Source organism: Stenotrophomonas sp. UBA7606, assembly GCF_002477705.1.
Taxonomy (GTDB): domain Bacteria; phylum Pseudomonadota; class Gammaproteobacteria; order Xanthomonadales; family Xanthomonadaceae; genus Stenotrophomonas.
In genome coordinates this window covers 1-23,207 of sequence record NZ_DLJW01000031.1, presented here as the reverse complement: position 1 = coordinate 23,207, position 23,207 = coordinate 1, and the positions used below count along the sequence as shown (strand labels likewise).

The 23,207-nt window shown below is 65.3% G+C and carries 20 protein-coding genes; 5 read left to right on the top strand and 15 right to left on the bottom strand.

All coding sequences use genetic code 11. The features are described 5' to 3' along the window. From B2527_RS04990 to B2527_RS04980, 3 genes are read left to right on the top strand one after another with little or no spacing between them, the layout of a single operon-like run. Positions 1-1,056, top strand: a complete 1,056-nt coding sequence (locus B2527_RS04990; protein WP_293706435.1) for a quinone-dependent dihydroorotate dehydrogenase — start codon at positions 1-3, stop codon at positions 1,054-1,056. Next, the gene (murB, locus tag B2527_RS04985; protein ID WP_293706434.1) at positions 1,053-2,096 is read left to right on the top strand and encodes a UDP-N-acetylmuramate dehydrogenase; all 1,044 of its coding nucleotides are present in this window, start codon (positions 1,053-1,055) and stop codon (positions 2,094-2,096) included. Before B2527_RS04990 ends, murB begins: the two co-directional genes overlap by 4 nt. Next, a complete protein-coding gene (locus B2527_RS04980) occupies positions 2,090-3,016 on the top strand; it encodes a DMT family transporter (protein WP_414716997.1) in 927 nt (308 codons plus the stop codon). The genes murB and B2527_RS04980 overlap by 7 nt, the downstream gene beginning before the upstream one ends. Before the next feature lie 8 nt (positions 3,017-3,024). Here the strand turns inward: B2527_RS04980 and B2527_RS04975 are convergent, their stop codons facing one another. Next, positions 3,025-3,738, bottom strand: a complete 714-nt coding sequence (locus tag B2527_RS04975) for an LrgB family protein (RefSeq protein ID WP_293706432.1) — start codon at positions 3,736-3,738, stop codon at positions 3,025-3,027. Continuing rightward, complete coding sequence (locus B2527_RS04970; RefSeq protein ID WP_293706431.1) at positions 3,728-4,141, bottom strand: CidA/LrgA family protein; 414 nt, start codon at positions 4,139-4,141, stop codon at positions 3,728-3,730. Before B2527_RS04970 ends, B2527_RS04975 begins: the two co-directional genes overlap by 11 nt. A 76-nt stretch (positions 4,142-4,217) precedes the next feature. Here B2527_RS04970 and B2527_RS04965 point away from each other — a divergent pair, with 76 nt between their 5' ends. Beyond that, positions 4,218-5,114 (top strand): LysR family transcriptional regulator, encoded by an 897-nt coding sequence (locus B2527_RS04965; RefSeq protein ID WP_293706430.1) that lies wholly within the window; start codon positions 4,218-4,220, stop codon positions 5,112-5,114. On the opposite strand, the gene B2527_RS04960 is transcribed toward B2527_RS04965, so the two are convergent. From B2527_RS04960 to ndk, 13 genes are all read right to left on the bottom strand, one after another. Next, complete coding sequence (locus tag B2527_RS04960) at positions 5,111-7,156, bottom strand: putative bifunctional diguanylate cyclase/phosphodiesterase (protein WP_293706429.1); 2,046 nt, start codon at positions 7,154-7,156, stop codon at positions 5,111-5,113. The two genes, B2527_RS04965 and B2527_RS04960, sit on opposite strands and share 4 nt — an antisense overlap. Before the next feature lie 483 nt (positions 7,157-7,639). Beyond that, positions 7,640-9,205, bottom strand: a complete 1,566-nt coding sequence (gene guaA, locus B2527_RS04955; RefSeq protein ID WP_293706428.1) for a glutamine-hydrolyzing GMP synthase — start codon at positions 9,203-9,205, stop codon at positions 7,640-7,642. A gap of 120 nt (positions 9,206-9,325) precedes the next feature. After that, positions 9,326-10,783: an IMP dehydrogenase gene (guaB, locus tag B2527_RS04950; RefSeq protein WP_293706427.1), complete on the bottom strand. Its 1,458-nt coding sequence runs from the start codon at positions 10,781-10,783 to the stop codon at positions 9,326-9,328. Between the two features lie 468 nt (positions 10,784-11,251). Further along, the gene (gene folD / locus B2527_RS04945; RefSeq protein ID WP_293706426.1) at positions 11,252-12,136 is read right to left on the bottom strand and encodes a bifunctional methylenetetrahydrofolate dehydrogenase/methenyltetrahydrofolate cyclohydrolase FolD; all 885 of its coding nucleotides are present in this window, start codon (positions 12,134-12,136) and stop codon (positions 11,252-11,254) included. 68 nt (positions 12,137-12,204) lie between these two features. Further along, the gene (locus B2527_RS04940; RefSeq protein WP_293706425.1) at positions 12,205-14,055 is read right to left on the bottom strand and encodes a monovalent cation:proton antiporter-2 (CPA2) family protein; all 1,851 of its coding nucleotides are present in this window, start codon (positions 14,053-14,055) and stop codon (positions 12,205-12,207) included. Between the two features lie 79 nt (positions 14,056-14,134). Beyond that, positions 14,135-15,292 carry a molybdopterin-synthase adenylyltransferase MoeB gene (gene moeB, locus B2527_RS04935; RefSeq protein WP_293706424.1) on the bottom strand — a complete coding sequence of 386 codons (1,158 nt, stop codon included), beginning with the start codon at positions 15,290-15,292 and terminating at the stop codon, positions 14,135-14,137. A gap of 440 nt (positions 15,293-15,732) precedes the next feature. Then, complete coding sequence (gene der, locus B2527_RS04930) at positions 15,733-17,133, bottom strand: ribosome biogenesis GTPase Der (RefSeq protein WP_293706423.1); 1,401 nt, start codon at positions 17,131-17,133, stop codon at positions 15,733-15,735. A 12-nt stretch (positions 17,134-17,145) separates the two neighbouring features. After that, positions 17,146-18,342: an outer membrane protein assembly factor BamB gene (bamB, locus tag B2527_RS04925; RefSeq protein ID WP_293706422.1), complete on the bottom strand. Its 1,197-nt coding sequence runs from the start codon at positions 18,340-18,342 to the stop codon at positions 17,146-17,148. Further along, complete coding sequence (locus B2527_RS04920; protein ID WP_293706421.1) at positions 18,342-18,983, bottom strand: YfgM family protein; 642 nt, start codon at positions 18,981-18,983, stop codon at positions 18,342-18,344. Before B2527_RS04920 ends, bamB begins: the two co-directional genes overlap by 1 nt. Positions 18,984-19,038: 55 nt before the next feature. After that, complete coding sequence (locus B2527_RS04915; protein ID WP_293706420.1) at positions 19,039-19,881, bottom strand: helix-turn-helix domain-containing protein; 843 nt, start codon at positions 19,879-19,881, stop codon at positions 19,039-19,041. Between the two features lie 6 nt (positions 19,882-19,887). Continuing rightward, positions 19,888-20,664: a type IV pilus biogenesis/stability protein PilW gene (locus B2527_RS04910; RefSeq protein ID WP_312914829.1), complete on the bottom strand. Its 777-nt coding sequence runs from the start codon at positions 20,662-20,664 to the stop codon at positions 19,888-19,890. Positions 20,665-20,671: 7 nt separating this feature from the next. Then, a complete protein-coding gene (gene rlmN, locus B2527_RS04905) occupies positions 20,672-21,877 on the bottom strand; it encodes a 23S rRNA (adenine(2503)-C(2))-methyltransferase RlmN (RefSeq protein ID WP_293706418.1) in 1,206 nt (401 codons plus the stop codon). Between the two features lie 15 nt (positions 21,878-21,892). Further along, positions 21,893-22,318 carry a nucleoside-diphosphate kinase gene (ndk, locus tag B2527_RS04900; RefSeq protein WP_108749396.1) on the bottom strand — a complete coding sequence of 142 codons (426 nt, stop codon included), beginning with the start codon at positions 22,316-22,318 and terminating at the stop codon, positions 21,893-21,895. A gap of 210 nt (positions 22,319-22,528) precedes the next feature. Here ndk and B2527_RS04895 point away from each other — a divergent pair, with 210 nt between their 5' ends. Further along, positions 22,529-23,182, top strand: coding sequence for a TetR/AcrR family transcriptional regulator (locus tag B2527_RS04895; protein WP_293706417.1), 654 nt, complete (start codon positions 22,529-22,531; stop codon positions 23,180-23,182). Positions 23,183-23,207 lie beyond the last annotated feature (25 nt).

Here is a 23,207-nt window from a genome sequence, read left to right as displayed (position 1 = left end):
ATGTATTCGATAGCCCGCCCCTTCCTCTTCACCCTGGACGCCGAGCGCGCGCATGGCCTGGGCCTTTCCGCGCTGGACCTGGCCTGGCGCACCGGCACCACGCCGTTGCTGGCCGGCCGCATCACGCCACTGCCGACCAAGGCCTTTGGCCTGGATTTCCCCAATCCGGTTGGCCTGGCCGCTGGCCTGGACAAGAACGGCGAGCACATCGAGGGGCTGTTCGCACTGGGCTTCGGCTACGTCGAAATCGGCACCATCACGCCGCGTCCGCAGGCCGGCAGCCCCAAGCCGCGCCTGTTCCGCCTGCCGGCGCACGGCGCCATCATCAACCGCATGGGTTTCAACAACCTGGGCGTGGATGCGCTGGTGAAGAATGTCGAAGCGGTCAAACGCCGCCCCGGCCCGCTGGGCATCAACATCGGCAAGAACAAGGACACGCCCAACGACGATGCGCTGTCCGATTACCTGACCTGCATGGAAAAGGTCTATCCGCTGGCCGACTACATCACCGTCAACATCTCCTCGCCCAATACCGCCGGCCTGCGCGAACTGCAGGAAGAACAGGCCCTGCGGCGCCTGGTGGCCGGGCTGCGTGAAGCACAGGAGCAACTGGCGGCCAAGCATGGCAAGCGCGTGCCGATGCTGGTCAAGGTGGCACCGGACCTGAGCGATCGCGACATCGACGCGGCCGCCCGCGTGCTCGGTGAGCTGGGCGTGGACGGTGTCATCGCCACCAACACCACCATCGCCCGACCGGGCGTGGACGCCCACCCGGTCGCCAAGGAGATCGGCGGCCTGTCAGGGGCACCGCTGCTTGGCCAATCCACCCTGGTGCTGCGCCGCCTGCGTGCGCGCCTGCCCGAGTCGGTGCCACTGATCGGCGTGGGCGGCATCAGCTCCGGTGCCGACGCCGTGGCCAAGATGGCCGCCGGGGCCTCGCTGGTGCAGGTGTACAGCGGCCTGATCTACCGAGGCCCAAGCCTGATCGGCGACTGCGTGGACGCCATCCGCCGCCGCCGTGAATCGCCGTCGGGAGGCGCCGTCGCCCCGCTATGACCACTGTTGTCCCCGCCTGGTCCCTGACTGAAAACGCCGCACTGCAGCCGCTCAATACCTTCCACGTCCCCGCGCATGCCCGGCGTCTGCTGCACATCAACGACGCCAACGCGCTGCCCGAAGCACTGGCAGCCGTTGCCGATGCACCGCTGCTGGTGCTGGGCAGCGGCAGCAATGTGTTGTTGGCCGCCGACCCCGAGGACGTGGTACTGGTGTTCAACAACCGCCAGATCACCGCACTGGAACACCGCGCCGATCACACCCTGGTGCGCGCCGGTGCCGGCGTTGTCTGGCACGAGTTTGTGATGTGGTCGTTGCGCGAAGGCCTGTCCGGGCTGGAAAACCTGGCACTGATCCCGGGCACGGTAGGTGCCGCCCCCATCCAGAACATTGGTGCCTATGGTGCCCAGGTGGGTGAATTCATCCAGACCGTCGAGGCCTGGGACCAGCACACGCAGCAGTGGGTGCGGCTGGACCACGCGGCCTGCAACTTCGCCTACCGCGACAGCCTGTTCAAGCATGAGCCCGACCGCTACCTGATCACCGCCGTGGAGTTCCGCCTGCCGCTGCTGCATGCCCTGCGCCTGGACTATGCCGGCATTGGCGAGGAGCTGACCGCCATGGGCATCGAGCAGCCGGTGGCGGCCGATGTGGCCAACGCGGTGATTGCCATCCGTCGCCGCAAACTGCCTGACCCGGATGTTCTGGGCAATGCGGGCAGCTTCTTCAAGAACCCGATCCTGCCCAACGAGCAGGTAGACGTGCTGTTGCAGCACTACCCCGCCCTGCCGGTGTTCCCGGCCGATGATGACCGCCACCGCAAGGTGTCGGCGGCATGGATGATCGAGGCCGCCGGCTTCAAGGGTCAGCGCGACGGCGATGCCGGGGTATCACCGAACCACGCACTGGTACTGGTCAACCATGGCAATGCCAGCGGTGCTGAACTTCTGGCGTTCGCGCGCAGGGTCTCGGCGGCCGTGCTGGAGAAGTTCGGCGTGCCGATCGAGCCGGAGCCGCGGCTGATCGGCGCCCGCTGGTGAACGCAGCCCCCGCCCCGGTCCGATCGGTTGCCATGCGCGCGGCGCTGCTGATGTTCGGCAGCGCCATGGCCTTTGGCCTGATGGCGGTGGCCATCCGCCTTGCCACCCGCTATGTACCTACGCAGGAAGTCGCGTTCTTCCGCAACAGCTTCGGCCTGCTGGCACTGTTGCCGATGCTGGTCCGCCCCGGCCATGCGCCGCTGCGCACCCGGCAGCTGCCGCGGTACCTGCTGCGCAGTGCGATCGGCCTGGCATCGATGCTGTGCGGGTTCTGGGCGGTGGGCCACCTGCCCTTGTCGCAGGCCATTTCGCTGTCCTATTCCACCCCCTTGTTCGTCACCATTGCCGCGGTGCTGTGGCTGGGCGAGAAGGTGCGCTTCCGGCGTTGGGCGGCGGTGATTGCCGGCTTCATCGGCGTGCTGGTCATCGTGCGCCCCGGCTCGCATGGCTTCGAGGCGGGCAGCCTGATCGCGGTGCTGGCCGCGGTGCTCAGCGCGCTGGTGGCGATCCAGATCAAGCAGCTCACCCGCGTGGATGGCCCGGACACGGTGGTGTTCTACACCTATGTGTTCTGGGTACCGCTGTCGCTGATCCCGGCCTTGTTTGTCTGGGTGTGGCCGACCGGTATCGCCTGGTTGTGGCTGGCGGCTACCGGCGTGCTGGGCACCATCGGCCAGCTGCTGTGGACCCGCGCCCTGAAGCTGGGCGAGGTCTCCGCGCTCACCCCGATCAGCTTCACCCAGCTGCCGCTGGTGGTGGTGATGGGCTGGCTGCTGTTCGGCGAAACCCTGGACCGCTGGACGGTGATAGGCGCGTTGATCATCCTTGCGTCCAATGCCTACATCGCCCACCGCGAAGCGGTGTTGTCACGCAAGGCGGCCACCCACGCGCCGGTGTCCGCGGCCAAGCCCGGCGAATAGCGGCGCCGTTATAACAGCGCCGCCAACAAGGGTGCTGCCGCCACGTTCAACAAACCGGCCATCACCATCACCAGGCCGGCGATGGCGCCTTCGCTTTCACCCAGTTCGCGCGCCTTGGCCACGCCCATGCCATGTGCGCCCATGCCGAACAGGGCACCGCGCGCCATCGCGCTGCGCACCGGCAACAGCTTGAGCAGGATCTGCCCGCACAACGAGCCACAGATGCCGGTGATGATGACGAATACCGCCGTCAACTCGGGAATGCCACCAATGCGACCGGATACATCCATTGCGAACGGCGTGGTCACCGAGCGCGGCGCCAGGCTCAGGCGCAACTCCGGCGAAAGATGCAGTGCACTGGCCATCAACCAGGCCGCGAGGATGGCGGTGCCACTGCCAACCAGAACCCCGGCACCCAGCACCTTCCAATGGCGGGCAATCAGCGCCCGCTGCTGGTAAATGGGTACCGCGAAGGCCACCGTGGCCGGGCCCAGCATGGCCATCAGCCAGTGCGTGCCGCGCAGGTAGTCGTGGTAGTTGGCATGCAGCAGCAAGGCCAGCAGCAGCAGCGCCAGCGGCGCGGTGATCAGTGGCGATGCCCAGCCACGACGCACGCGTAGATACGCCTGCTTGGCCAGCACATAGGCGGCCACCGTTACCACCGCCCAGAACACCGGCCACAGCAGCTGCGTCGGATGGGTGATGAGGGCTTCAACGTTCATGCAGCTGGCTCCTGCGGAACAGCCATTCCACGGTGAGCGCGGTCGCTGCCATCACCAGCACGGTGCCGCCCACCACCACTGCCAGCAGCTTGACCCCCAACCAGCCGAACATCTGCCGGTTGTCCAGCAGGATCATCGCCGCCGGCACGAAGAACAGCAGCATCTCGGCCAGCAACCACTGCGCGCCCTGCGCGAAGGAGCGCGGCGACAGCCAGTGCAGGGCAAACGCCAGCAACAGCACGAACAGGCCGACGATGCCGCCCGGCACCGGCACGCCCAGGTACCGCATCAGCGTATCGGCCAGCAGCCATAACGCCACCAACAGGCCGATCTGCAACCAGGTACTGCGCCGCAACCACCGCTTGAGGTTCAGGCGGCTGCGGCGCACGGAGAGCAGGAACATTTCCATGCCTCCTATGTACGCCGCCCCGATCCATTATTAAAATGAATTCATTTCATTCAATGGATTCCAGAACAGAATGGATATCCGGCAATTGCGCATGCTGGTCGAGGTGGTGCGACACGACGGCTTTTCCGCTGCGGCCGAAGCCGTCTACGCCACCCAACCCACCCTCAGCAAAGCCGTGCGGCAACTGGAAGACGAACTGGGTGAGGTGCTGCTGGAGCGCTCGCGCCACGGCGTGCGCCTGACCCCTGCCGGCCAGATCGTCTACCGCCGTGCGCTGGCCCTGCTGGGCGAGCGCGAGGACATGCTGCGCGAGCTGCAGGAATTGCGCGGCCTGCAACGTGGCGAACTGCACCTGGGCCTGGCTTCGCTGGGCAGCGATGTATTGTTCGCGCCGGTATTCGCCCGGTTCCGGCAACGCTACCCGCAGATTGAGCTGCATGTACTCGAGCGCGGCAGCGAAGACCTGGAGGAAAGCCTGCGCGCCGGCGAGATCGAGCTGGCCGCCAGCCTGCTGCCGGTGGCCAACGACCTGGACTGGCAACCGGTCCGCACCGAGCCCCTGGTCGCCCTGCTACCTGCCGGGCATCCTTTGGCCAGCCGCCCCGGGCTGCACCTGCAGGACCTGGCCGAGGTCCCGTTCGTACTGTTCGAAAAAGGCTTCATGCTCAACAGGCGCATCATCCAGGCCTGCATGGCCCGCGGCTTCACCCCGCGCGAGGCCAGCCGCAGCGCGCAACCGGACTTCATCGTGGCGCTGGTAGCTGCCGGCCTGGGGGTTGCGATGCTGCCACGGATGATTGCCCAGGCGCGACGCCGCCCTGATGTGGTGCTGGTTCCTCTGGACGAACCGGAGCTGGACTGGAAAATGGCACTGGCCTGGCGCCGTGGCGGCTTTCTATCGGCCGCTGCCCAGGCCTGGCTGGCGCTGGTTGCCCAGCAGCACGCCGCGGGCGTGCCGTCGCCCTAGGCCAGCCATGCCCGGCGCGGCCGCTGCAGCCGTTGCGCGACCTGCTGGGCGTCCACCGCGCGGTCATACAGAAAACCCTGGCCCACGCAGTAACCCGCATCCAGCAACATCTCACGCTGCCCTGGGTTTTCCACACCCTCGGCCACCAGTTCCAGCTGCAGGCTGATTGCCAGCTTGGCCACCGCCTCGACGATGCTGCGGATGGACGGTTCGGCCACCATGCGCGCGACGAAACTGCGGTCGATCTTCAACACATCAATCGGATAGTCACGCAGATGGGCCAACGACGAATGCCCGGTACCAAAGTCGTCCAGCGCAATGCGCACGCCGGCCGCCTTCAGCACACCCAGCGCACGCGCGACAAAGGCTGAGCCACGGTCGGTCAATACCTGCTCGGTGACTTCCAGCTCCACCAGTGCCGGATCCACCTCGAAGCGGTGCAGCTTGTCGAGCAGCTTTTCGGCGAAATCATCACGCAGGAACTCCACCGGTGCCACGTTGATCGCCACCGGCAGCACCTGCAGGCCCTGCGCCTGCCACAGTGCGATATCGCTGAGCACCTGTTCATGCATCAACTCGGCCAGCCGCGAGGCCAGTTCGTAGTCACGGAAGGCCTCGTCCAGCCGGCAATCCTCTCCAACCTCCGCACCACTGATGCGCGACCAGCGCAGCAGGGCTTCATAGCCCACCGTACTGCCGTCCTGCAGGTTCACCTTGGGCTGGTAGTGCGGCACCACCCCGCCCTCGCTGACCAGCTGCCGCGCCATCAGGCGCTGGCTGGCCGCACGCTCGGCGATGGCCATCAGGCGCCGGCTGAACTGCTTCACCCCACCGCGACCATTGGCCTTGAGGTCGTTGAGGGCGGTATCGGCGGCCTTGAGCAGATCAGCCGTATCGCGAGCATCGCGGGGAAACTGGGCGCAGCCGATGCTCATGCCGGTGTTGATCACCTGACCGGCATAGCTCACCGTGCAGTCGGTCAGGGTGCTGATACGCAGCGCCTCGCCCTCCAGCGCCTGCGCGTCGACCATGTCCTCCAGCACGATGGCGAACTCATCGCCACCCAACCGGGCTACCAGCGTGCCCTCCGGCACCAGTTGCGACAAGCGCTTGGCCAGCACCCGCAGCAGGTGATCACCGGCCGGATGCCCCAACGTGTCGTTGACGTGCTTGAAGTGATCCAGGTCGATGATCATCAAGCCCAACAAGCCTTCACGCAGCCGGTGACGCTGCAGGCTGGTCCGCAGGCGCCGATTGAAGGAGCGTCGGTTGGGCAGCCCGGTCAGCTCATCGATCTCCGAGGCAACCCGCAGACGTTGTTCGGCCTCCTGCTGGCGGGTGATATCGCGCGACACGCACAGGATTGCGCTTACTTCGCCAGTGCTGTCCAGCATCGGTGTCAGGATGTTGTCCCAGAACTGCGGGCTCTGCCCATGCAGCAGGCTCTTGCCAGCGAAGCGCGCTGGTTGCCCGCGCCCGGCCTGCAACAGCGCTCTTCGCCCCCTGGCGCGGTTGTCGGCAGGCAACAGTTCCAGCCATTGCATGCCGAACTCGCGTTCGTCTACCGGCACCCCCAGGGCAAGGCAGCCTGCACGATTCATGTGTTGCAGCGTACCGTCCAGATTGATCAGCTTGATGCAATCCGAGCTCGCGTCCAGCATGCGATCCTGTTGATGCAGGCTGTGCTCCATGCGCTGCCGCAGCTGGTGGCGGTCGCTGACATCGGTCATGGTCACCGCGCGCAACGGTACCTTGGCGCCGGGGCTGCCCAGGCGGATCTCGAACCACCGATCTGTGTCGGTGTCATCGCGCAGGCGGCACTCGAACGCAGGCACGTGCCCCAACGCCAGAAAGCTGCGCCACTGTGCCAAGGCCAAGGCCCGATCTTCCGCGTGCACGCGCATCAGCCAATCCAGCGAGCTCTCCAGAACGGCCTCACCGCCAAAGAACTGCCGCCACAAAGCATTGACCTGTACCGGCACGCCGTCGTGCACCATCGCCGCCATCTGCGGCAACGCATCCAGTACTGCCTGCAACTGCACGTACAGATCCGCCAAACGCTCGGTTTGCCCTGTCCGAAACCCATCGTCCCTATGCATCCGACCACCCCCGATTACTGCACGGTCGCCAATCCGGCTGGCACGGCCATGATGCCCCAGCCGTCGCGGCGCGGAAGTGAAAAACCGCTACCGGCGGTCGCCGCTTGGCTACCGCTGGCCGGGGGCTGGTCGTAAGAGCAATTCACATGGGCAGCGTCGCCTGTAGTGAGCCACGCCAAACAGGTCGCGCAGCCGCATGCCAGCCGTCCTCTTGAGCAGGCATCTCCACTTCGCCCGCAAGGCAAGGTAGCGGCCGAACGGGCCAACACTGCCGGTTTCCCGCAGCAACCGCATTCGCTGCAGGAGCGACGCCAACGCCGCCTGGTCGGCGTCTTGAGAAACCCACCAGGAAATCCGAGTCGACGCACGGCCGCGTCCCGATGCCACACGCAACAAGGGCGCCGAAAGGCGCCCTTGTTGTTCAATTCATTCCCACTCGATCGTCGCCGGCGGCTTGCCGGAGATGTCGTAGACCACGCGCGAGACGCCACGCAGCTCGTTGATGATGCGGTTGGACACGCGGCCGAGGAAGTCGTACGGCAGATGCGCCCAGTGCGCGGTCATGAAGTCGATGGTTTCGACCGCACGCAGTGCGATCACCCACTCGTAGGCACGTGCATCGCCCACCACGCCCACCGACTTGACCGGCAGGAACACGGCGAAGGCCTGGCTGGTCTTGTCGTACAGATCGGCGGCACGCAGCTCTTCGATGAAGATCGCATCGGCCTTGCCCAGCAGCTCGGCGTACTCGCGCTTCACTTCGCCGAGGATGCGCACGCCCAGGCCCGGGCCCGGGAACGGATGCCGGTAAACCATGGTGCGCGGCAGGCCGAGCTCGACGCCGAGGCGACGCACTTCGTCCTTGAACAGCTCGCGCAGCGGCTCGACCAGCTTGAGCTTCATGTCTTCCGGCAGGCCGCCCACGTTGTGGTGGCTCTTGATGACGTGGGCCTTGCCGGTCTTGCTGCCGGCCGACTCGATCACGTCCGGATAGATGGTGCCCTGTGCCAGCCACTTGGCATTGCTCAGCTTGTTCGACTCTTCATCGAAGATCTCGACGAACAGGTTGCCGATGATCTTGCGCTTGGCTTCCGGATCGCTGACGCCTTCCAGGGCCTTGAAGTAACGGTCGGCCGCATTCACGCGCACGACCTTGACGCCCATGTTCTCGGCCATCATCTGCATGACCTGGTCGCCTTCCTGGAAACGCAGCAGGCCGGTGTCGACGAACACGCAGGTCAGCTGGGTGCCGATGGCCTTGTGCAGCAGCGCTGCGACCACCGAGGAATCAACGCCGCCGGACAGGCCCAGGATCACCTCATCGCTGCCAACCTGCTCACGCACGCGGGCGATCTGGTCGTCGATGATGTTGGCCGCGGTCCACAGCGTGGCGCAGCCGCAGATCTCGGTGACGAAGCGCTTCAGCAGCGCCGAGCCCTGCTTGGTGTGGGTCACTTCCGGATGGAACTGCACGCCGTACCAACGCTTGTCTTCGTTGGCCATCGCGGCCACCGGGATGCGGTCGGTGACGGCAGTGATGGCGAAGCCCGGCGGCACGTGGGTGACGTGGTCGCCATGGCTCATCCACACATCCAGGCGAGGCTCGCCGTTGTGGTCGGACAGGCCGCCCAGCAGCGCGTCGTTGCCCTGCAGCTTCACTTCGGCGTGACCGAACTCGCGCTGGTCAGCGGCTTCGGTGCCACCGCCCAACTGCTTGGCCATGGTCTGCAGGCCATAGCAGATGCCCAGCAGCGGCAGGCCGCTGTCGAACACTTCCTGCGGCGCGGCCGGCGCGCCGGGCAACGTGGTGGTCTCCGGGCCGCCGGACAGGATGATGCCCTTGGCACCAAAGGCGGCGATCTCGGCCGGATCGTGGTCCCATGCCCAGATCTCGCAGTACACACCGAACTCGCGGATGCGGCGCGCGATCAGCTGCGTGTACTGTGCGCCGAAATCGAGGATGAGGATCTTGTCGTTATGGATGTTGGTCATGAGCGAGAAGTGAGTAGACAGGAGTGACAAGTGAGAAAAAGCGGCAGCGCCGGCGCTGTATAGAAGAAGAGGAGCTCGGAGCCTGTTCTCGCTCCTCACTCCTCTTCACTCACTCCCGCTTCAAGCGCGGTAGTTCGGCGGCTCTTTGGTGATCTGCACATCGTGGACGTGGCTCTCACGTTGGCCGGCACCGCTGATCTTGACGAAGTTCGGCTTGGTGCGCATTTCTTCGATGGTGGCGCACCCCACGTAACCCATGGTGGCGCGCAGGCCGCCGATAAGCTGGTGGATGATGCCGCCGACCGGGCCGCGGTACGGCACACGGCCTTCGATGCCTTCCGGCACCAGCTTGTCGGCGGTGGCGGCATCCTGGAAATAACGGTCCTTGGAACCCTTTTCCATCGCGGCCAGCGAGCCCATGCCACGGTAGCTCTTGTAGGAGCGGCCCTGGAACAGTTCGGTTTCGCCCGGCGATTCCTCGGTACCGGCCAACAGGCCACCGATCATCACCGTCGATGCGCCGGCAGCCAGTGCCTTGCCGATATCACCGGAGTAACGGATGCCACCGTCGGCGATCAGCGGGATGCGGTCCTGCAGCGCTTCGGCAACCAGGTCGATCGCGGTGATCTGCGGCACGCCGACACCGGCGACCACGCGGGTGGTGCAGATCGAGCCCGGGCCAATACCCACCTTGACCGCATCGGCGCCGCAATCCAGCAGGGCCAGGGCCGCTTCGCCGGTGCAGATGTTGCCGCCGACGACCTGCACGTTCGGGAAGTTGCTCTTCACCCAACGCACGCGGTCCAGCACGCCCTGCGAGTGGCCGTGGGCGGTATCAACCACCAGCACGTCCACGCCGGCAGCCACCAGCGCCTCGACGCGGCGATCGGTGTCGCCACCGACGCCAACCGCAGCACCTACCAGCAGGCGCGTTGCGGCGTCCTTGGCGGCGTTGGGGTTGTCGGTCTTCTTCTGGATGTCCTTGACCGTGATCAGGCCACGCAGCTCGAACGCGTCGTTGACCACCAGTACTTTTTCGATGCGGTTCTTGTGCAGCAGCGACAGGACTTCGTCCGAGGCCGCGCCTTCCTTCACCGTGACCAAGCGATCCTTCTTGGTCATGATGTGGCGGACGGGATCGTCCAGTTCGGTTTCAAAGCGCATGTCGCGGTGGGTGACGATGCCGGCCAGCTGGCCGTCGCCGCCCACTACCGGCACGCCGGAGATGTTGTGCGCGCGGGTCAGCGCCAGCACGTCGCGGATTGTCGTTTCCGGGCCAACGGTGATCGGGTCGCGGATCACGCCGGACTCGAACTTCTTGACCTTGGCCACTTCGGCGGCCTGCTGCTCGACGGTCAGATTCTTGTGCAGAATGCCGATGCCGCCGATCTGCGCCATGGCGATGGCAAGACGGGCTTCGGTGACGGTGTCCATGGCAGCCGAGACGATCGGCAGCTTCAACCGCAGGTCGCGGGTCAACCGCGTTCCGAGGTCGACGTCCTTCGGCAGGACGATGGAATGAGCGGGGACGAGGGAAACGTCGTCGTACGTTAGTGCTTCAGCCTGGATGCGCAGCATCGGCGTGCCCGGTATATGTGGGGAAGCGCGACATTTTACCCTTATTTGGCGGCCAATGTCAGGGGGCGCCTGCGACGCTGTGTCGCGCTGGCGTGGAGGCATTCAGGGATACTGCTCCCGATGTAGTGCCGAGCCATGCTCGGCAGGGGCTTTACCTGCAATGCGGCTGCCGAGCATGGCTCGGCACTACCACCTGCTCCCTTCGGTGCTGCCGGCGGCGGGTTCTGGCGAGCCTTGGGTTCTGGCTTGGAAAGCCCCTGCCGAGCATGGCTCGGCACTACCACGGGCTTCCTTCGGTGCTGCCCGCGGCAGGTTCTGGCGAGCGTCGAGCTTTGGCTTGGAAAGCCCCTGCCGAGCATAACTCGGCACTACATCCCTCCCTTTGGCGCAGCCAAGGGGGAGGGATGGGGGGGGCGCTCTTCAGCTCTTCAGCTTCAGCTGCACGCCCTGCCCCGCCACCTCAACGCTTCAGCGCGCCGCTTCGGCTGCTTCGATGGTGTTCTGCATCAAGGTCGCGACCGTCATCGGGCCGACGCCACCCGGCACCGGGGTGATCCAGCTGGCACGCTGGGCAGCTGCCTCGAAGCCGACATCGCCCACCAAGCGGCCGTCGTCCAGGCGGTTGATGCCCACGTCGATCACCACGGCCCCCGGCTTCACCCATTCACCCGGGATCAGCTGCGGAATGCCGACCGCCACCACCAGGATGTCGGCGTTGCGCACGGCCTGCTCCAGCACATCCTTGGGAGTGAACTTGTGGCAACTGGTGACAGTGCAGCCTGCGATCAGCAGTTCCAGCCCCATCGGCCGGCCAACATGGTTGCTGACGCCGACAATCGTCGCGTTGCGGCCACGCACCGGCTGGTCGGTGTGGCCCAGCAAGGTGGTGATGCCGCGCGGCGTGCACGGACGCAGCCCAAACTCGCGCAGCACCAGATGGCCTACGTTCTGCGGATGGAAGCCGTCCACGTCCTTGCGTGGATCGATGCGCTGGATCAGCCGGTTGGCGTCGGGAATGCCCGGCAGTGGCAGCTGGATCAGGATGCCGTGGATCTTGGGGTCGGCGTTCAGCTGGTCGATCAGGTCCAGCAGTTCTGCCTCGCTGGTGCCGGCCGGCAGGTCGTAGTCGAACGCTTCGATGCCCACCTTTTCGGCGGCACGGCGCTTGTTGCGCACATACACCGCCGACGCCGGGTCGCCCCCCACCAGTACCACCGCCAGACCCGGGCGGCTATCGCCAGCGGCCAGGCGGGCGTCGACGCGCACCTTCAAATCGTCGAGCAGTTCCTCTGCGATACGGCGGCCATCGAGGATGCGGGAGGTCTGGGCGGAGGCGTCGGCAAGGACAGTCATGGGGCGTGGCGGTGAATGCGGGGGCCGCTATTGTCCCTGATTACGGCCAGCGCCACACCTTGCCCTGGTCAGGAAGGCCCGGAACCAGGCACCGGCCCCTCTTCCGCATCCGCAATCGCATCGGGATTGAGCGGACGGGATTCACGCCGGGGGGGCGTGAAGGGCGTCGGGTGGGGCGCGCCCGCGGTATTGCCGTAGAGCATGCCGGTGCCGGCCTGCAGGCCACCGCCTGCCATCTCCAGCTCGAAACGCTCCGCATCACGGCGGCGTATCTCGCGCGCCACCACCTCGGCCTCATCCTCGTCCACACCCAGCTGCAGCAGCGCCGCGCGCCCGAACTCCACCGCCGATTCGAAGGTTTCGCGGATCTGGAAATCGACCCCGGCATGGATCAGCGCCAGCGAATGCTCGCGGTCGTACGAGCGCACCAGCAGCTTGGCCTGCGGAAACTCGTGGTGCACCAGTTCGACGATGCGATCGGCGGCGCCGCGGTCATCCACGCAGACCGCGATGGCGCGGGCGGTTTCCGCACCAGAAGCGCGCAGTACGTCCAGACGGGTACCGTCGCCGTAATAGATCTTGAACCCGAACCGCGCCGCACTGCGGATCATCTCGATGTCGTTGTCGATGATGGTCACGTCCACATCACGCGCCAGCAAGGATTGACTCGACACCTGGCCAAAGCGGCCAAACCCGATCACCAGCACACTGCCGCTGAGGCCATCGGCGGCATCCACGCCATCGGCAGATACCTCGGCTTCGCTCACCAGCAGGCGATAGACCAGCATGCACAGCGGGGTCAGCGCCATCGACAGCACCACCACTGCGGTCAGATTGGCATTGACCTTGGCATCAATGACGCCGGCGCTTGCCGCAGCGGCGAACAGGACAAAGGCGAACTCGCCGCCCTGGGCCATCAATACTCCACGATCCAGCGCCTGCCGATGATCACTGCCCATCACCCGCGCTACGGCGTAGATGCATAGTGCCTTGGCCAGCATCATGGCAGGGACCAACAGCGCGATCAGCGTCCAGTTGGCCGCCACCACCGATAGATCCAACGCCATGCCCACGCTGAGGAAAAACAGCCCCAGCAGGATGCCGCGGAAGGGCTCGATGTCGGCCTCGATCTGGTGCCGAAAGGTGGACTCGGACAGCAGCACGCCGGCCAGGAAAGCGCCCATCGCCATCGACAAGCCACCCAGCTGCATCAGCAAGGCCGCCCCCAACACCACCAGCAAGGCAGCGGCCGTCATCACCTCGCGCGCCTTGGCAGCAGCGAGGATGCGGAACAGCGGGTTGAGCAGATAGCGCCCCACCAGCACCAGGCCGACAATCGCCCCCGCACCGATGGCGATGCTCAACCAGCGCGAGCCCTCGTGCGTACCCGCCTGGGCCGGTGCCATCCACGCCACCACCGCCAGCAGCGGCACGATCAGCAGATCCTCGAACAACAGGATGGAGACGATCTTCTGCCCCGATGGCAGGGTCAGGTCACCGCGTTCGCCCAGCAGCTGCATCACCACCGCAGTGGAGGTCAGCACGAAACCGGCGGCGGCAATGAAGGCGATCTGCGGGCGGTAGCCGAACACCATCGCCACCCCGGTGAGCACCAGCGCACAGGTCACGATCTGCGCCGTGCCCAGCCCGAAGATCTCGCCGCGCAGGCTCCACAGATGCGAGGGCCGCATCTCCAGGCCGATCACGAACAGGAACATCACCACGCCCAGTTCAGCCACATGCAGGATGGCCTGCGGATCGGAGAACCAGCCAAAACCGAACGGGCCGATGGCCAGGCCGGCAACGAAGTAGCCCAGCACCGAACCCAGCCCCAATCGCCGGAAAAGCGGCACGGCCACCACCGCGGCGCCGAGCAGCGCTACTACCTTTACCAGTTCCGTCGAGGACTCCGCCGACATGCCGCACCGCCTTGTGATTGCCTGCCCGCACGATAAAACAAAAACCGTGCAGATCCGGTCACCGCCGGCGGCGATCCACTCAGGCGCTATGTGAACAGAACGCCGCGTAGTCGATGTACCCCGGGAAAGTCCGGTCCGGTGCACATAATGGACAAGCAGGATCCGGACTGATGCGGGTTTCGCGGAAATGCATCTGCAACGCATCGAACCGCAGCAGACGCCCGACGAGCGGCTCGCCGATGCCCAACAACAGCTTGAGCACCTCGGTGGCCTGCATCACCCCCGCCAGGCCGGGCAACACACCGAGCACACCGGCCTCGGAGCAATTGGGCGCGAACTCCGGCGGCGGTGGCTCCGGGAAAAGGCAGCGATAGCACGGCGCCACACCGCGCTGCCGACCGGCATCGAACACGCTCACCTGACCATCGAAGCGCTCGATAGCCGCGTACACCAAGGGCTTGGCGTGCTGGATGCAGGCATCGTTGAGCAGGTAGCGCAACGGGAAGTTGTCCGAACCATCCAGCACCACATCCACGCCCTGCAACAGGGCATCCACATTGGCCGAGCTGACCCGTTCAGCGACTGCCTCGACCTGGATGTGCGGATTCAACGCCAGCAGGCGCTCGCGGGCCGACGCCACCTTGGGCGTACCCAATGCCGCATCGGCATGGATGATCTGCCGCTGCAGGTTGCTGCGTTCCACCACATCATCATCGACGATGCGCAGCCGCCCAACCCCGGCCGCTGCCAGGTAGAACGCCGCCGGTGCACCCAGGCCACCCGCCCCCACCACCAGCACAGTAGCCGCCTGCAGCCGACGCTGGCCGGCCTCGCCCACCTGCGGCAACAGCAGATGCCGTGAATAGCGGTCGTAGAAATCGCGGTCGGCAGCGTCCAGCAGCGGTTGGACCAGGGGCAGTCGCGCAGCTCGCCAGGCGACAGTGCCGCCAACCACCGAAGCCAGATGGCTGTAACCAGCCGCCTGCAGCGCCTGCGCCGCATCGGCCGAGCGCTTGCCGCTCTGGCAAATCAGCACGATCTCGCGCGTATGGGAGGGCAGATGCTGGGCGGGCGCGGCCAGCAACGTTGCCTTGGCAATGCCGATGGCGCCCTCGGCCATACCCCCGGCGCGCTCGTGCGCTTCCCGCACGTCGATCAACACGGCGCCTTCAGCATGGCGCACACGGGCCTGTTGCGGGGTGAGTTCGCGGATGCTCATGCGTTGATTATCGACCAAACGGGAACCAAAGGCAGAAAAGCCATTGCCATTGACTCTGGCCTTGACTCTGCTTTGGCCTTGACTCTGCTTTGGCTTTGGCTTTGGCTTTGGCTTCGGCTGTCGCTCTTTATGCCCGTCATTCCCGCGCAGGCGGGAATCGCTCCCGCTCTGGCCGTGGCTCTGGCCTTGCCTTGGCTCTGGCTCTGGCTCTGGCCCTGTTCTGGCCATGACCCGGCTTTGACCGCCACCTCCGCTCCATCCAATGGCTTCCGCACCTCACCCTTGGGAGCAAGAGCAGTTTCCACCTGCGCGGGAACGACGCGACTGTTTCCTGGAAGCCTTGAGCAGATCGAACGCCATGACCGCCCCAAGCGCAAAACGCACAAAAAGCAGAAGCGGCCCTTCGGCCGCTTCTGCTTGCACCACTCAGCACATTTGACCCGTGTCCCGGGCCGGAATCACTTCCTGCCCTTGACGTGCTTCATCAGGCGCCGCTTGGCCTTGACCTGGCGGTCGGTCAACACATTCTTCTTGCCCTCGTAGGGGTTGGCACCCTCACGGAACAGGAAGGTCACCGGCGTACCCACCAGCTTGAAACGCTTGCGGAAGAAGTTCTCCAGGTAGCGCTTGTACGAATCCGGCAGCTCCTTCAGGCGCGTCCCGTGCACGATGAAGGTCGGCGGATTGCTGCCACCCGGGTGCACGTACCGCAGCTTGGACACATGCCCGCGGATGCTCGGCGGCGGGTTGGCCTCGTAGGCGATTTCCAGCGCCTTGTTGACCTCGGCGGTGCTGAACTCGTGGTTGGCCGAGGCATGTGCACGGTGCACGGCGCGGAACAGCTCACGCAGGCCCGAGCCATGCATGGCCGAGATGCGCACGTTCTCCGCCCACGGCACGAAGCCCAGCTTCAGCGACAGCAGGGTTTCAGCCTGCTCCTTCTGGTACTCGCTCAAGCCGTCCCACTTGTTGATCGCGATGACCAGCGCCCGGCCGGCGTCGAGCACGGCACCCAGCACACTGGCGTCCTGATCGGTCACGCCTTCATGCGCGTCCAGCATCAGCACCGCCACCTGGCACTGTTCGATCGAGCGCAGCGTCTTGACCACGCTGAACTTCTCCACCACTTCGTCCACGCGCGACTTGCGGCGCAGGCCGGCGGTGTCGATCAGGCGATAGAGGTGCCCGTCGCGCTCCAGATCCACCGCGATCGAATCACGTGTGGTGCCGGGCACTTCGGAGGCGATCATCCGCTCCTCGCCGAGGATGCGGTTGACCAGCGTCGACTTGCCCACGTTGGGGCGGCCGACAAAGGCAATGCGGATACGGTCCGGGTCGTTGTCCAGCGTCTCGGCGGTGCCTTCTTCCGGCAGGCGCTCGACGATCTCATCAACCAGGTCATCGATGCCCTGCCGGTGCGCGGCAGAGATCATCAACATCTCGCTGAACCCATAACGGGCAAATTCCGAACGAACGGCATGTTCGTCCGTACCGTCGATCTTGTTGATCAACAGCAGCGTCGGCCGCGCAAGCTTGCGCAGCCAAGACAGGATCTCGTCATCCAGGGCCGACGTGCCATCACGCGCGTCAACAACAAATACGATCAGATCCGCCTCACCGGCGGCGGCTCGGGCCTGGCGCGCGGTGGCGCCGGCCAGCCCTTCCTCTTCACCGGCAATACCGCCGGTATCCACGAGCAGGAAGGGATTGTCCTCGTCCGTGCGGCAAACGCCGTAGTTGCGATCACGGGTTACCCCGGGCTGGTCATGGACCAGCGCATCGCGCGTACGCGTCAGCGCATTGAAAATCGTGGACTTGCCGACGTTCGGCCGTCCAACCAGGGCGACCAAAGGCAGCATCGCGTCAACTCCTTATTGGGCCAACCGGAATGCGGTCAGCTTCCCATCTACGTTCTGCACCAGCAGGATGCCGTCAGCGACGAGCGGCTGCGCCAGCAGAGCATCACCACCGCTCTTCTCACGCGCTGCCAATTCACCATCGCTCAACCGCAGCCAATGCAGATATCCCTTGTAATCGCCAACCACGGCGTAGTCGCCCTGGATGGCAGCACCGGTCAACGAGCGGCGCGCCAGCGCCTGCTGCGACCACATTGCCGAGCCGGAACTCTTGTCCAGCCCGTACACAACACCCTTGCCGTCGGTCACCACCACATTGCCGGACGACACCGCCACACCACCGGCGCCGCCGTGGTCACGCGTCCACATCGGGCGACCGGTCGGGCCTTCGATGGCCATGGTCTGGTTCTTGAAGCTGCTCACGTACAGCGTATTGCCTTCCAGCACCGGCGCACCGTCGATGTCGGCCATGCGCTCCAGCTCGGTACGGCCTTCCGGCGTACCCACCATCTGTTCCCACAACGGACGGCCGTCCTGCATGGCCAGCGCGCTGAGGGTGCCGTCGTCGTTGCCGATGAACAGCACGCCCGGGCCGGCCACCACCGGTGCATTGCCGCGCACGGTCAGTGAAGGCAGTTCCTGGCTGTTGAACCAGCGCTGCTCGCCGGTGGCCGCATCCAGGGCCGTGGTACGGCCATCGTTGCTGCGCACGAACACCAGGCCCTGGGCAACGGCGGGGGCAGCGATCACTTCACCCGGCACCTTGGCCTTCCACTTTTCGGCGCCATTGCTGGCATCCAGAGCGATCACTTGGCCGTCCAGCGTACCAATCACCACCAGGCCTTCACCCACCCCCGGACCACCGGACAGGCGCAGCTTGGGCTTTTTCTTTTCCTTGGCGGGGCTGTATTCCCACACCTGCTTGCCGGTCTGCAGATCCAGCGCATGCACGCCACCCAGCAGCGCCGCCGCGTAGACGCGGCCATCGGCGACCGCCGGACCCTGGCGCACGCCGACACGGCCCTCGCCCTTGCCGACGTTGGCCGACCACAGCTTGCTGACGTTCACGGTCGGCTCGAACTTGACCAGCTCGGCCGGCTCCAGCGCCTTTTTCGCCTCGGCGTCCTTACCGGCAAACCAGCCCTTGACGGTCGAACAACCGGTCAGGGCCATCGCCACCAGCACAACGCCTGCTACTTGCTTGAGCTTCATTACTTGTTCTCCGCTGCAGGGTCGGCCACGGTGCCGCCGGCATCCATCAACTTGGTTTCCAGCAGACGGCGCTGCGGCGCTGCCACATCCAGCTTGGCCAACGCTTGGCTATAGGAGTCGCGGGCCTCATCGCGCTTGCCCAACGCCAGCTGCGCGTCACCACGCACTTCCAGCCCGGGGCTGTCCTCTGCCGTACCCAGCAGCGCCAGTGCGTCCTGCGGCTTGCCGGTTTCGATGAACAGGCGCGCGATGCGCTGGTCGATCAGCGCCTTGAACTCGCCCTCGGTCTTCAGCGCCTGCAGCGTCTTGATGGCGTCTTCGCTCTTGCCCGCCTCGACCTGGGCCTTGGCCAGCTCAAGCGACGCCAGGTCGGCATAAATACCGGCCTTGCCGCCTTCCAGCGCCGCGACCTCCTTGGCCGCCTCGTCCAGCTTCTTGGACTGCAGGCTGCGCGAGACCGCCTCGTAGCGGGCGTTGGCTTCAGCCAGCTTGCCTACCTGCTCTTTCTGCCACCACTGCCAGCCGGCGATGGCACCAATACCGAGGACTATTCCGCCGAAGATACCGGCGCCATTCTTGCGCAGCCACGTGCGGACACGTTCGCCTTGTTCGTGCTCGTCGAGCAGGTCGTCAATCGCCATGCGTACTCTCGCTCCGCCCTGCGGGGAGCCTTGTTGTATTGATCAACGCCTTGTTTCAGTGTGAAACCGGCGCCACGGAACCGTCAGAGGATACCGTAAAGCGGGCTACATTGCCGCGCTTGTACGGGGCCAGATCCACCGCCCCGGAGGCCTGTTTAACCTCCACTTCAGCTGCATTGCCCAGCACCATGCTGCCAACCTGCCCGGCAGTGAAGCTGCGGCTTTCGCCAGCGCGGACCAGCGCCTTTTCAACCGTGGCACCGTCCGGCGCCAGGATATTGACCCAGCTGTCGCCCTTGAAATCCAGAACCAGCGCCGCGCCGGGGGTAGCGGCGGCGGCGATCGGCCGGGCCGGCGCCATGGACGCCAGATACGGACCGTTGTCAGCAGGTGCCGTGCGCTGGGGCGCACTTGCAGGCGCCACTGCCGGCATGGCATCAGCCACCGGTGCAGGCACTTCATCCAGGGAGGCAGTGCTCGGCGGCTGGCTGTTGGAGTTGCCACTGATCACGTACCACACCGGCACGGCCAACACCGCGGTGATGACCACATAGACCGCGCGGCGACCGAGGCTTTCGGCAACCCGCCGTGCCCGCGGTGTATGGGTATGACTGACCAGGGTTGGCGGCACCACCGGCGCGATACCGGCCTGGGCCAGCAGGTCACCCAGATCGACATTGAGCAGGCGCGCGTAACTGCGCAGCTGCCCGCGCACGAACACCGGCGCCCCCAGCCGATCCCAGTGCTCGGCCTCCAGCGCCGTCACCACCTGTACTGGCATGCGCAGTTGCGAGGCCACCTGCTCCAGCGACAAACCTGCCGCTTCGCGGGCCTTGCGCAGCTGCTCGCCGCATCCCACCGCACCATCTAAAGCATTTACACCCGGATCATTGATCACAATGCATCAGCCTTGGGGATTCAAGGTCGCGCCCGAGGGAAACTCCTCGCGCAACCGCTGCTGGAATCGACCGGCTGCCGTCCTGTCGCCGAGTCGCTCTTCAATCTGAATGGCAAGTTGTAACACGGAAACCGTGGCCGGCGCAGCCGCCAGGCGCCGCTGATAGAAGGCCCGGGCCTCGAAATAGCGCCCATGCAGGACCTCGTTGCGAGTCATCGATTCCAATGCATAGGCGTTGTCCGGCGCAAGTTCCAGCGCCTCCCGCAGGTTCTGCTCGGCACGTTCGTTCTGCCCGGCATCCAGTGCACAGCCGCCGGCATTGGCCAGCGAAGCCGCCCTGGCATTGCCCTGGGGGTCGGCCAGCGCCCGGTCAAACCAGACCAGGGATTCGGCAGGATGGCCGTTGCCGCACAACCAGGCGCCATAATTGCTCAGCACATCGGCACGCTGTGGCGCCAGCTCGGCAGCCTTCCGGTACAGCGCTCCGGCCGCCTCGACGTTACCGCCCGCCCCCTCGATCACCGCCTGCATGGTGAAGGCGTCCGGCGAGCGTGAATCCAGCTTTTCCGCCGAGCGGGCAAACTTCATGGCCTCGGCAAGATTGTTCCTTCCAACGCGGTCGCCGGCCAGACGCAGGTACTCACGGTACTGCATCCGCACGCGCGCCTGCGGGTCGTCGCGCAGACTGTAGTCAGGGCCAACTTTCTGTCTACCCGTGATACCGCCAATACGAACATCACGCCTGCACCCAACCACCAGCAGGCACAGCACCACCAACAGCAGCAGGTACTTAGACCAGCGCATCCCCGGCATCCAGTGATTTGAGGGTTTTGTTGAACTCGGCCTGGCGACGGGTGCGATCCATCACCTGCCCCTTGAGCTGGCCGCAGGCGGCGTCAATATCGTCGCCGCGGGTGCGACGCACCATGGTCAGCACCTGCGAGTCGAGCAGGATCTTCTGGAACGCACGGATCTGTTCCTCGTCCGAGCGCTCATAGCGCGTGCCCGGGAACGGATTGAACGGAATCAGGTTGACCTTGCCCGAATCCTTGGCCTGCACCGCGTTGTCGAACTGGCGCATCAGCCGCGCCAACTGGCGGGCGTGCTCGGGCTGGTCGTTGATGCCCTTCATCAAGGTGTATTCAAAGGTTACCGAGTCGCGCTTCTTGTTGCCGCGCAGGTAGCGCGCGCAGGAGGCCATCAACTCGGCAATCGGGTATTTCTTGTTCAGCGGCACCAGCGTCTCACGCAGCTCGTCGTTCGGCGCGTGCAGCGACACCGCCAGCGATACATCGCTCTCGACCGACAGGCGATCGATCTGCGGCACCAGGCCGGAGGTGGACAGGGTCACGCGCTTGTTGGCCAGGCCGTAACCCAGGTCATCGCGCATGATGCTCATCGCGCGGATGACGTTGTCGAAGTTCATCAGGGGCTCGCCCATGCCCATCATCACCACATTGGTGAGGCGGCGCATCTGGTGCGGCACATTGCCCAGATGACGGGCAGCGATCCACACCTGGCCGATGATTTCGGCAGTGCTGAGGTTGCGATTGAAGCCCTGGGTCGCGGTTGAGCAGAACGTGCAGTTCAACGCACAACCGACCTGCGAGGACACGCACAGCGTGCCGCGGGTCTTGTCGGGGATGTAGACGGTTTCGATGGCGTTCTTGCCATCCACCCCCATCGCCAGCAGCCACTTGTGGGTGCCGTCGGCGGAGGGCTTGTCAAACACGATGTTCGGGACGACGACCTCGGCATGTTGCTGCAGCTTGGCGCGCAGCGACTTGCCGAGGTCTGTCATCTGGTCGAAATCGGTGACGTAGCGATGGTGGATCCACTTCATCACCTGATGGGCACGGAACTTCTGCTCGCCGAGGGTTTCGACGAAGAACTTTTCCAGGCCCGCGCGATCAAGGTCGAGCAGGTTCTGCTTGCCAGCGGTGGCTGCCGTTTTCGGCAACGGCTGGATGGCGGGTGACTGTACGACCTCGTTCACGACTTCAACCTCTACTTAGCGCGAAACCACTTCGGTGGCGGCGAAGAAGTAGGCCACCTCGATGGCTGCGTTCTCGACCGAATCCGAACCGTGAGCGGCGTTGGCGTCGATCGAATCAGCGAAATCGGCGCGGATGGTGCCCGGAGCAGCGTCCTTCGGGTTGGTGGCGCCCAGCAGGTCGCGGTGCGCCAGCACGGCGTTCTCGCCTTCCAGGGCCTGGATCATCACCGGGCCGGAGATCATGAACTCGACCAGGGCGTTGAAGAACGGACGCTCGCGGTGCACGGCGTAGAAGCCTTCGGCTTCACGGCGCGAGAGCTGCTTGTACTTGGCAGCCACGACCTTCAGGCCGGCCTTTTCGAAGCGGGCGTAGATTTCGCCGATCACGTTCTTGGCAACGGCGTCGGGCTTGATGATGGAAAGGGTGCGCTCCAGCGCCATGGGAATTCTCCGGTAATGGGCCGGCTGGCCCGAGGGTACATTAAAAAAACCCGCGTGCGGACGCGGGCTTAGCCTGAATTGCGGTGGCTAATTCTACCGGGTGACCCCGGCCTTTGCACAGCGCCAGATGAATGATGTTGCATAGCAGCATGACCTGAACGAGACGACGGGCGTAGGATCCAAACAATCGTTTGATTGATTGAGCCAGCCATGGGCAAACCCGCCAGCTTCTCCACCAAGGACCGCATCCTCGGCGCGGCCGAGGAACTGTTCGCCCAGTACGGCTTTGCCGGCACCTCGCTGCGTCAGGTGACCAGTCACGCGGACGTAAACATCGCCGCGGTCAACTACCACTTCGGGTCCAAGGACAACCTGGTCAATGAAGTGTTCCGCCGCCGCATGGACGAGATGACCGCCGCCCGCCTGGGCCAGCTGGAACAGGCCCGCAGCACCCAGCCCGGCGACCTGCGCGCCGTGCTGGCCGCCTTCGTCGAGCCGGCCCTGGCGCTGGCCCAGGACCGCCAGAGTGGCGGCGCCTTCGTCCGCGTCATCGCTCGCGCCTATGCCGAAAAGAACGACAACCTGCGCAAGTTTCTGTCCGACCACTACGGCCACGTGCTGCGCGAGTTTGGCAAGGCCATCGGTGCCTGTGTGCCGGGCCTGAGCAAGGAAGAGCTGTACTGGCGCCTGGACTTTCTGGCCGGTTCCCTGACCTACGCCATGGCCGATTTCGGACTGATCAAGCGCCCACACAACATCAGCGAGGCCGAGCACCGCCGCAAGGCCGCGCAGGAATTGATCCATTTCGCCGAAGCCGGGTTCCGCGCCAGCGTGCGCACCCCGGCCTCCCCCGCCGTTCCCTGATCCAACCGTCATCGCAGACCAAAGG

Excerpts from the sequence above, each read along its gene's own strand:
- B2527_RS04975 (WP_293706432.1), bottom strand. The coding sequence starts at position 3,738 with ATGAACGTTGAAGCCCTCATCACCCATCCGACGCAGCTGCTGTGGCCG.
- murB (WP_293706434.1), top strand. The coding sequence starts at position 1,053 with ATGACCACTGTTGTCCCCGCCTGGTCCCTGACTGAAAACGCCGCACTG.
- B2527_RS04965 (WP_293706430.1), top strand. The coding sequence starts at position 4,218 with ATGGATATCCGGCAATTGCGCATGCTGGTCGAGGTGGTGCGACACGAC.
- guaB (WP_293706427.1), bottom strand. The coding sequence starts at position 10,783 with ATGCTGCGCATCCAGGCTGAAGCACTAACGTACGACGACGTTTCCCTC.
- B2527_RS04920 (WP_293706421.1), bottom strand. The coding sequence starts at position 18,983 with ATGGCGATTGACGACCTGCTCGACGAGCACGAACAAGGCGAACGTGTC.
- B2527_RS04895 (WP_293706417.1), top strand. The coding sequence starts at position 22,529 with ATGGGCAAACCCGCCAGCTTCTCCACCAAGGACCGCATCCTCGGCGCG.
- guaA (WP_293706428.1), bottom strand. The coding sequence starts at position 9,205 with ATGACCAACATCCATAACGACAAGATCCTCATCCTCGATTTCGGCGCA.
- B2527_RS04990 (WP_293706435.1), top strand. The coding sequence starts at position 1 with ATGTATTCGATAGCCCGCCCCTTCCTCTTCACCCTGGACGCCGAGCGC.
- der (WP_293706423.1), bottom strand. The coding sequence starts at position 17,133 with ATGCTGCCTTTGGTCGCCCTGGTTGGACGGCCGAACGTCGGCAAGTCC.
- ndk (WP_108749396.1), bottom strand. The coding sequence starts at position 22,318 with ATGGCGCTGGAGCGCACCCTTTCCATCATCAAGCCCGACGCCGTTGCC.
- B2527_RS04970 (WP_293706431.1), bottom strand. The coding sequence starts at position 4,141 with ATGTTCCTGCTCTCCGTGCGCCGCAGCCGCCTGAACCTCAAGCGGTGG.
- folD (WP_293706426.1), bottom strand. The coding sequence starts at position 12,136 with ATGACTGTCCTTGCCGACGCCTCCGCCCAGACCTCCCGCATCCTCGAT.
- bamB (WP_293706422.1), bottom strand. The coding sequence starts at position 18,342 with ATGAAGCTCAAGCAAGTAGCAGGCGTTGTGCTGGTGGCGATGGCCCTG.
- B2527_RS04940 (WP_293706425.1), bottom strand. The coding sequence starts at position 14,055 with ATGTCGGCGGAGTCCTCGACGGAACTGGTAAAGGTAGTAGCGCTGCTC.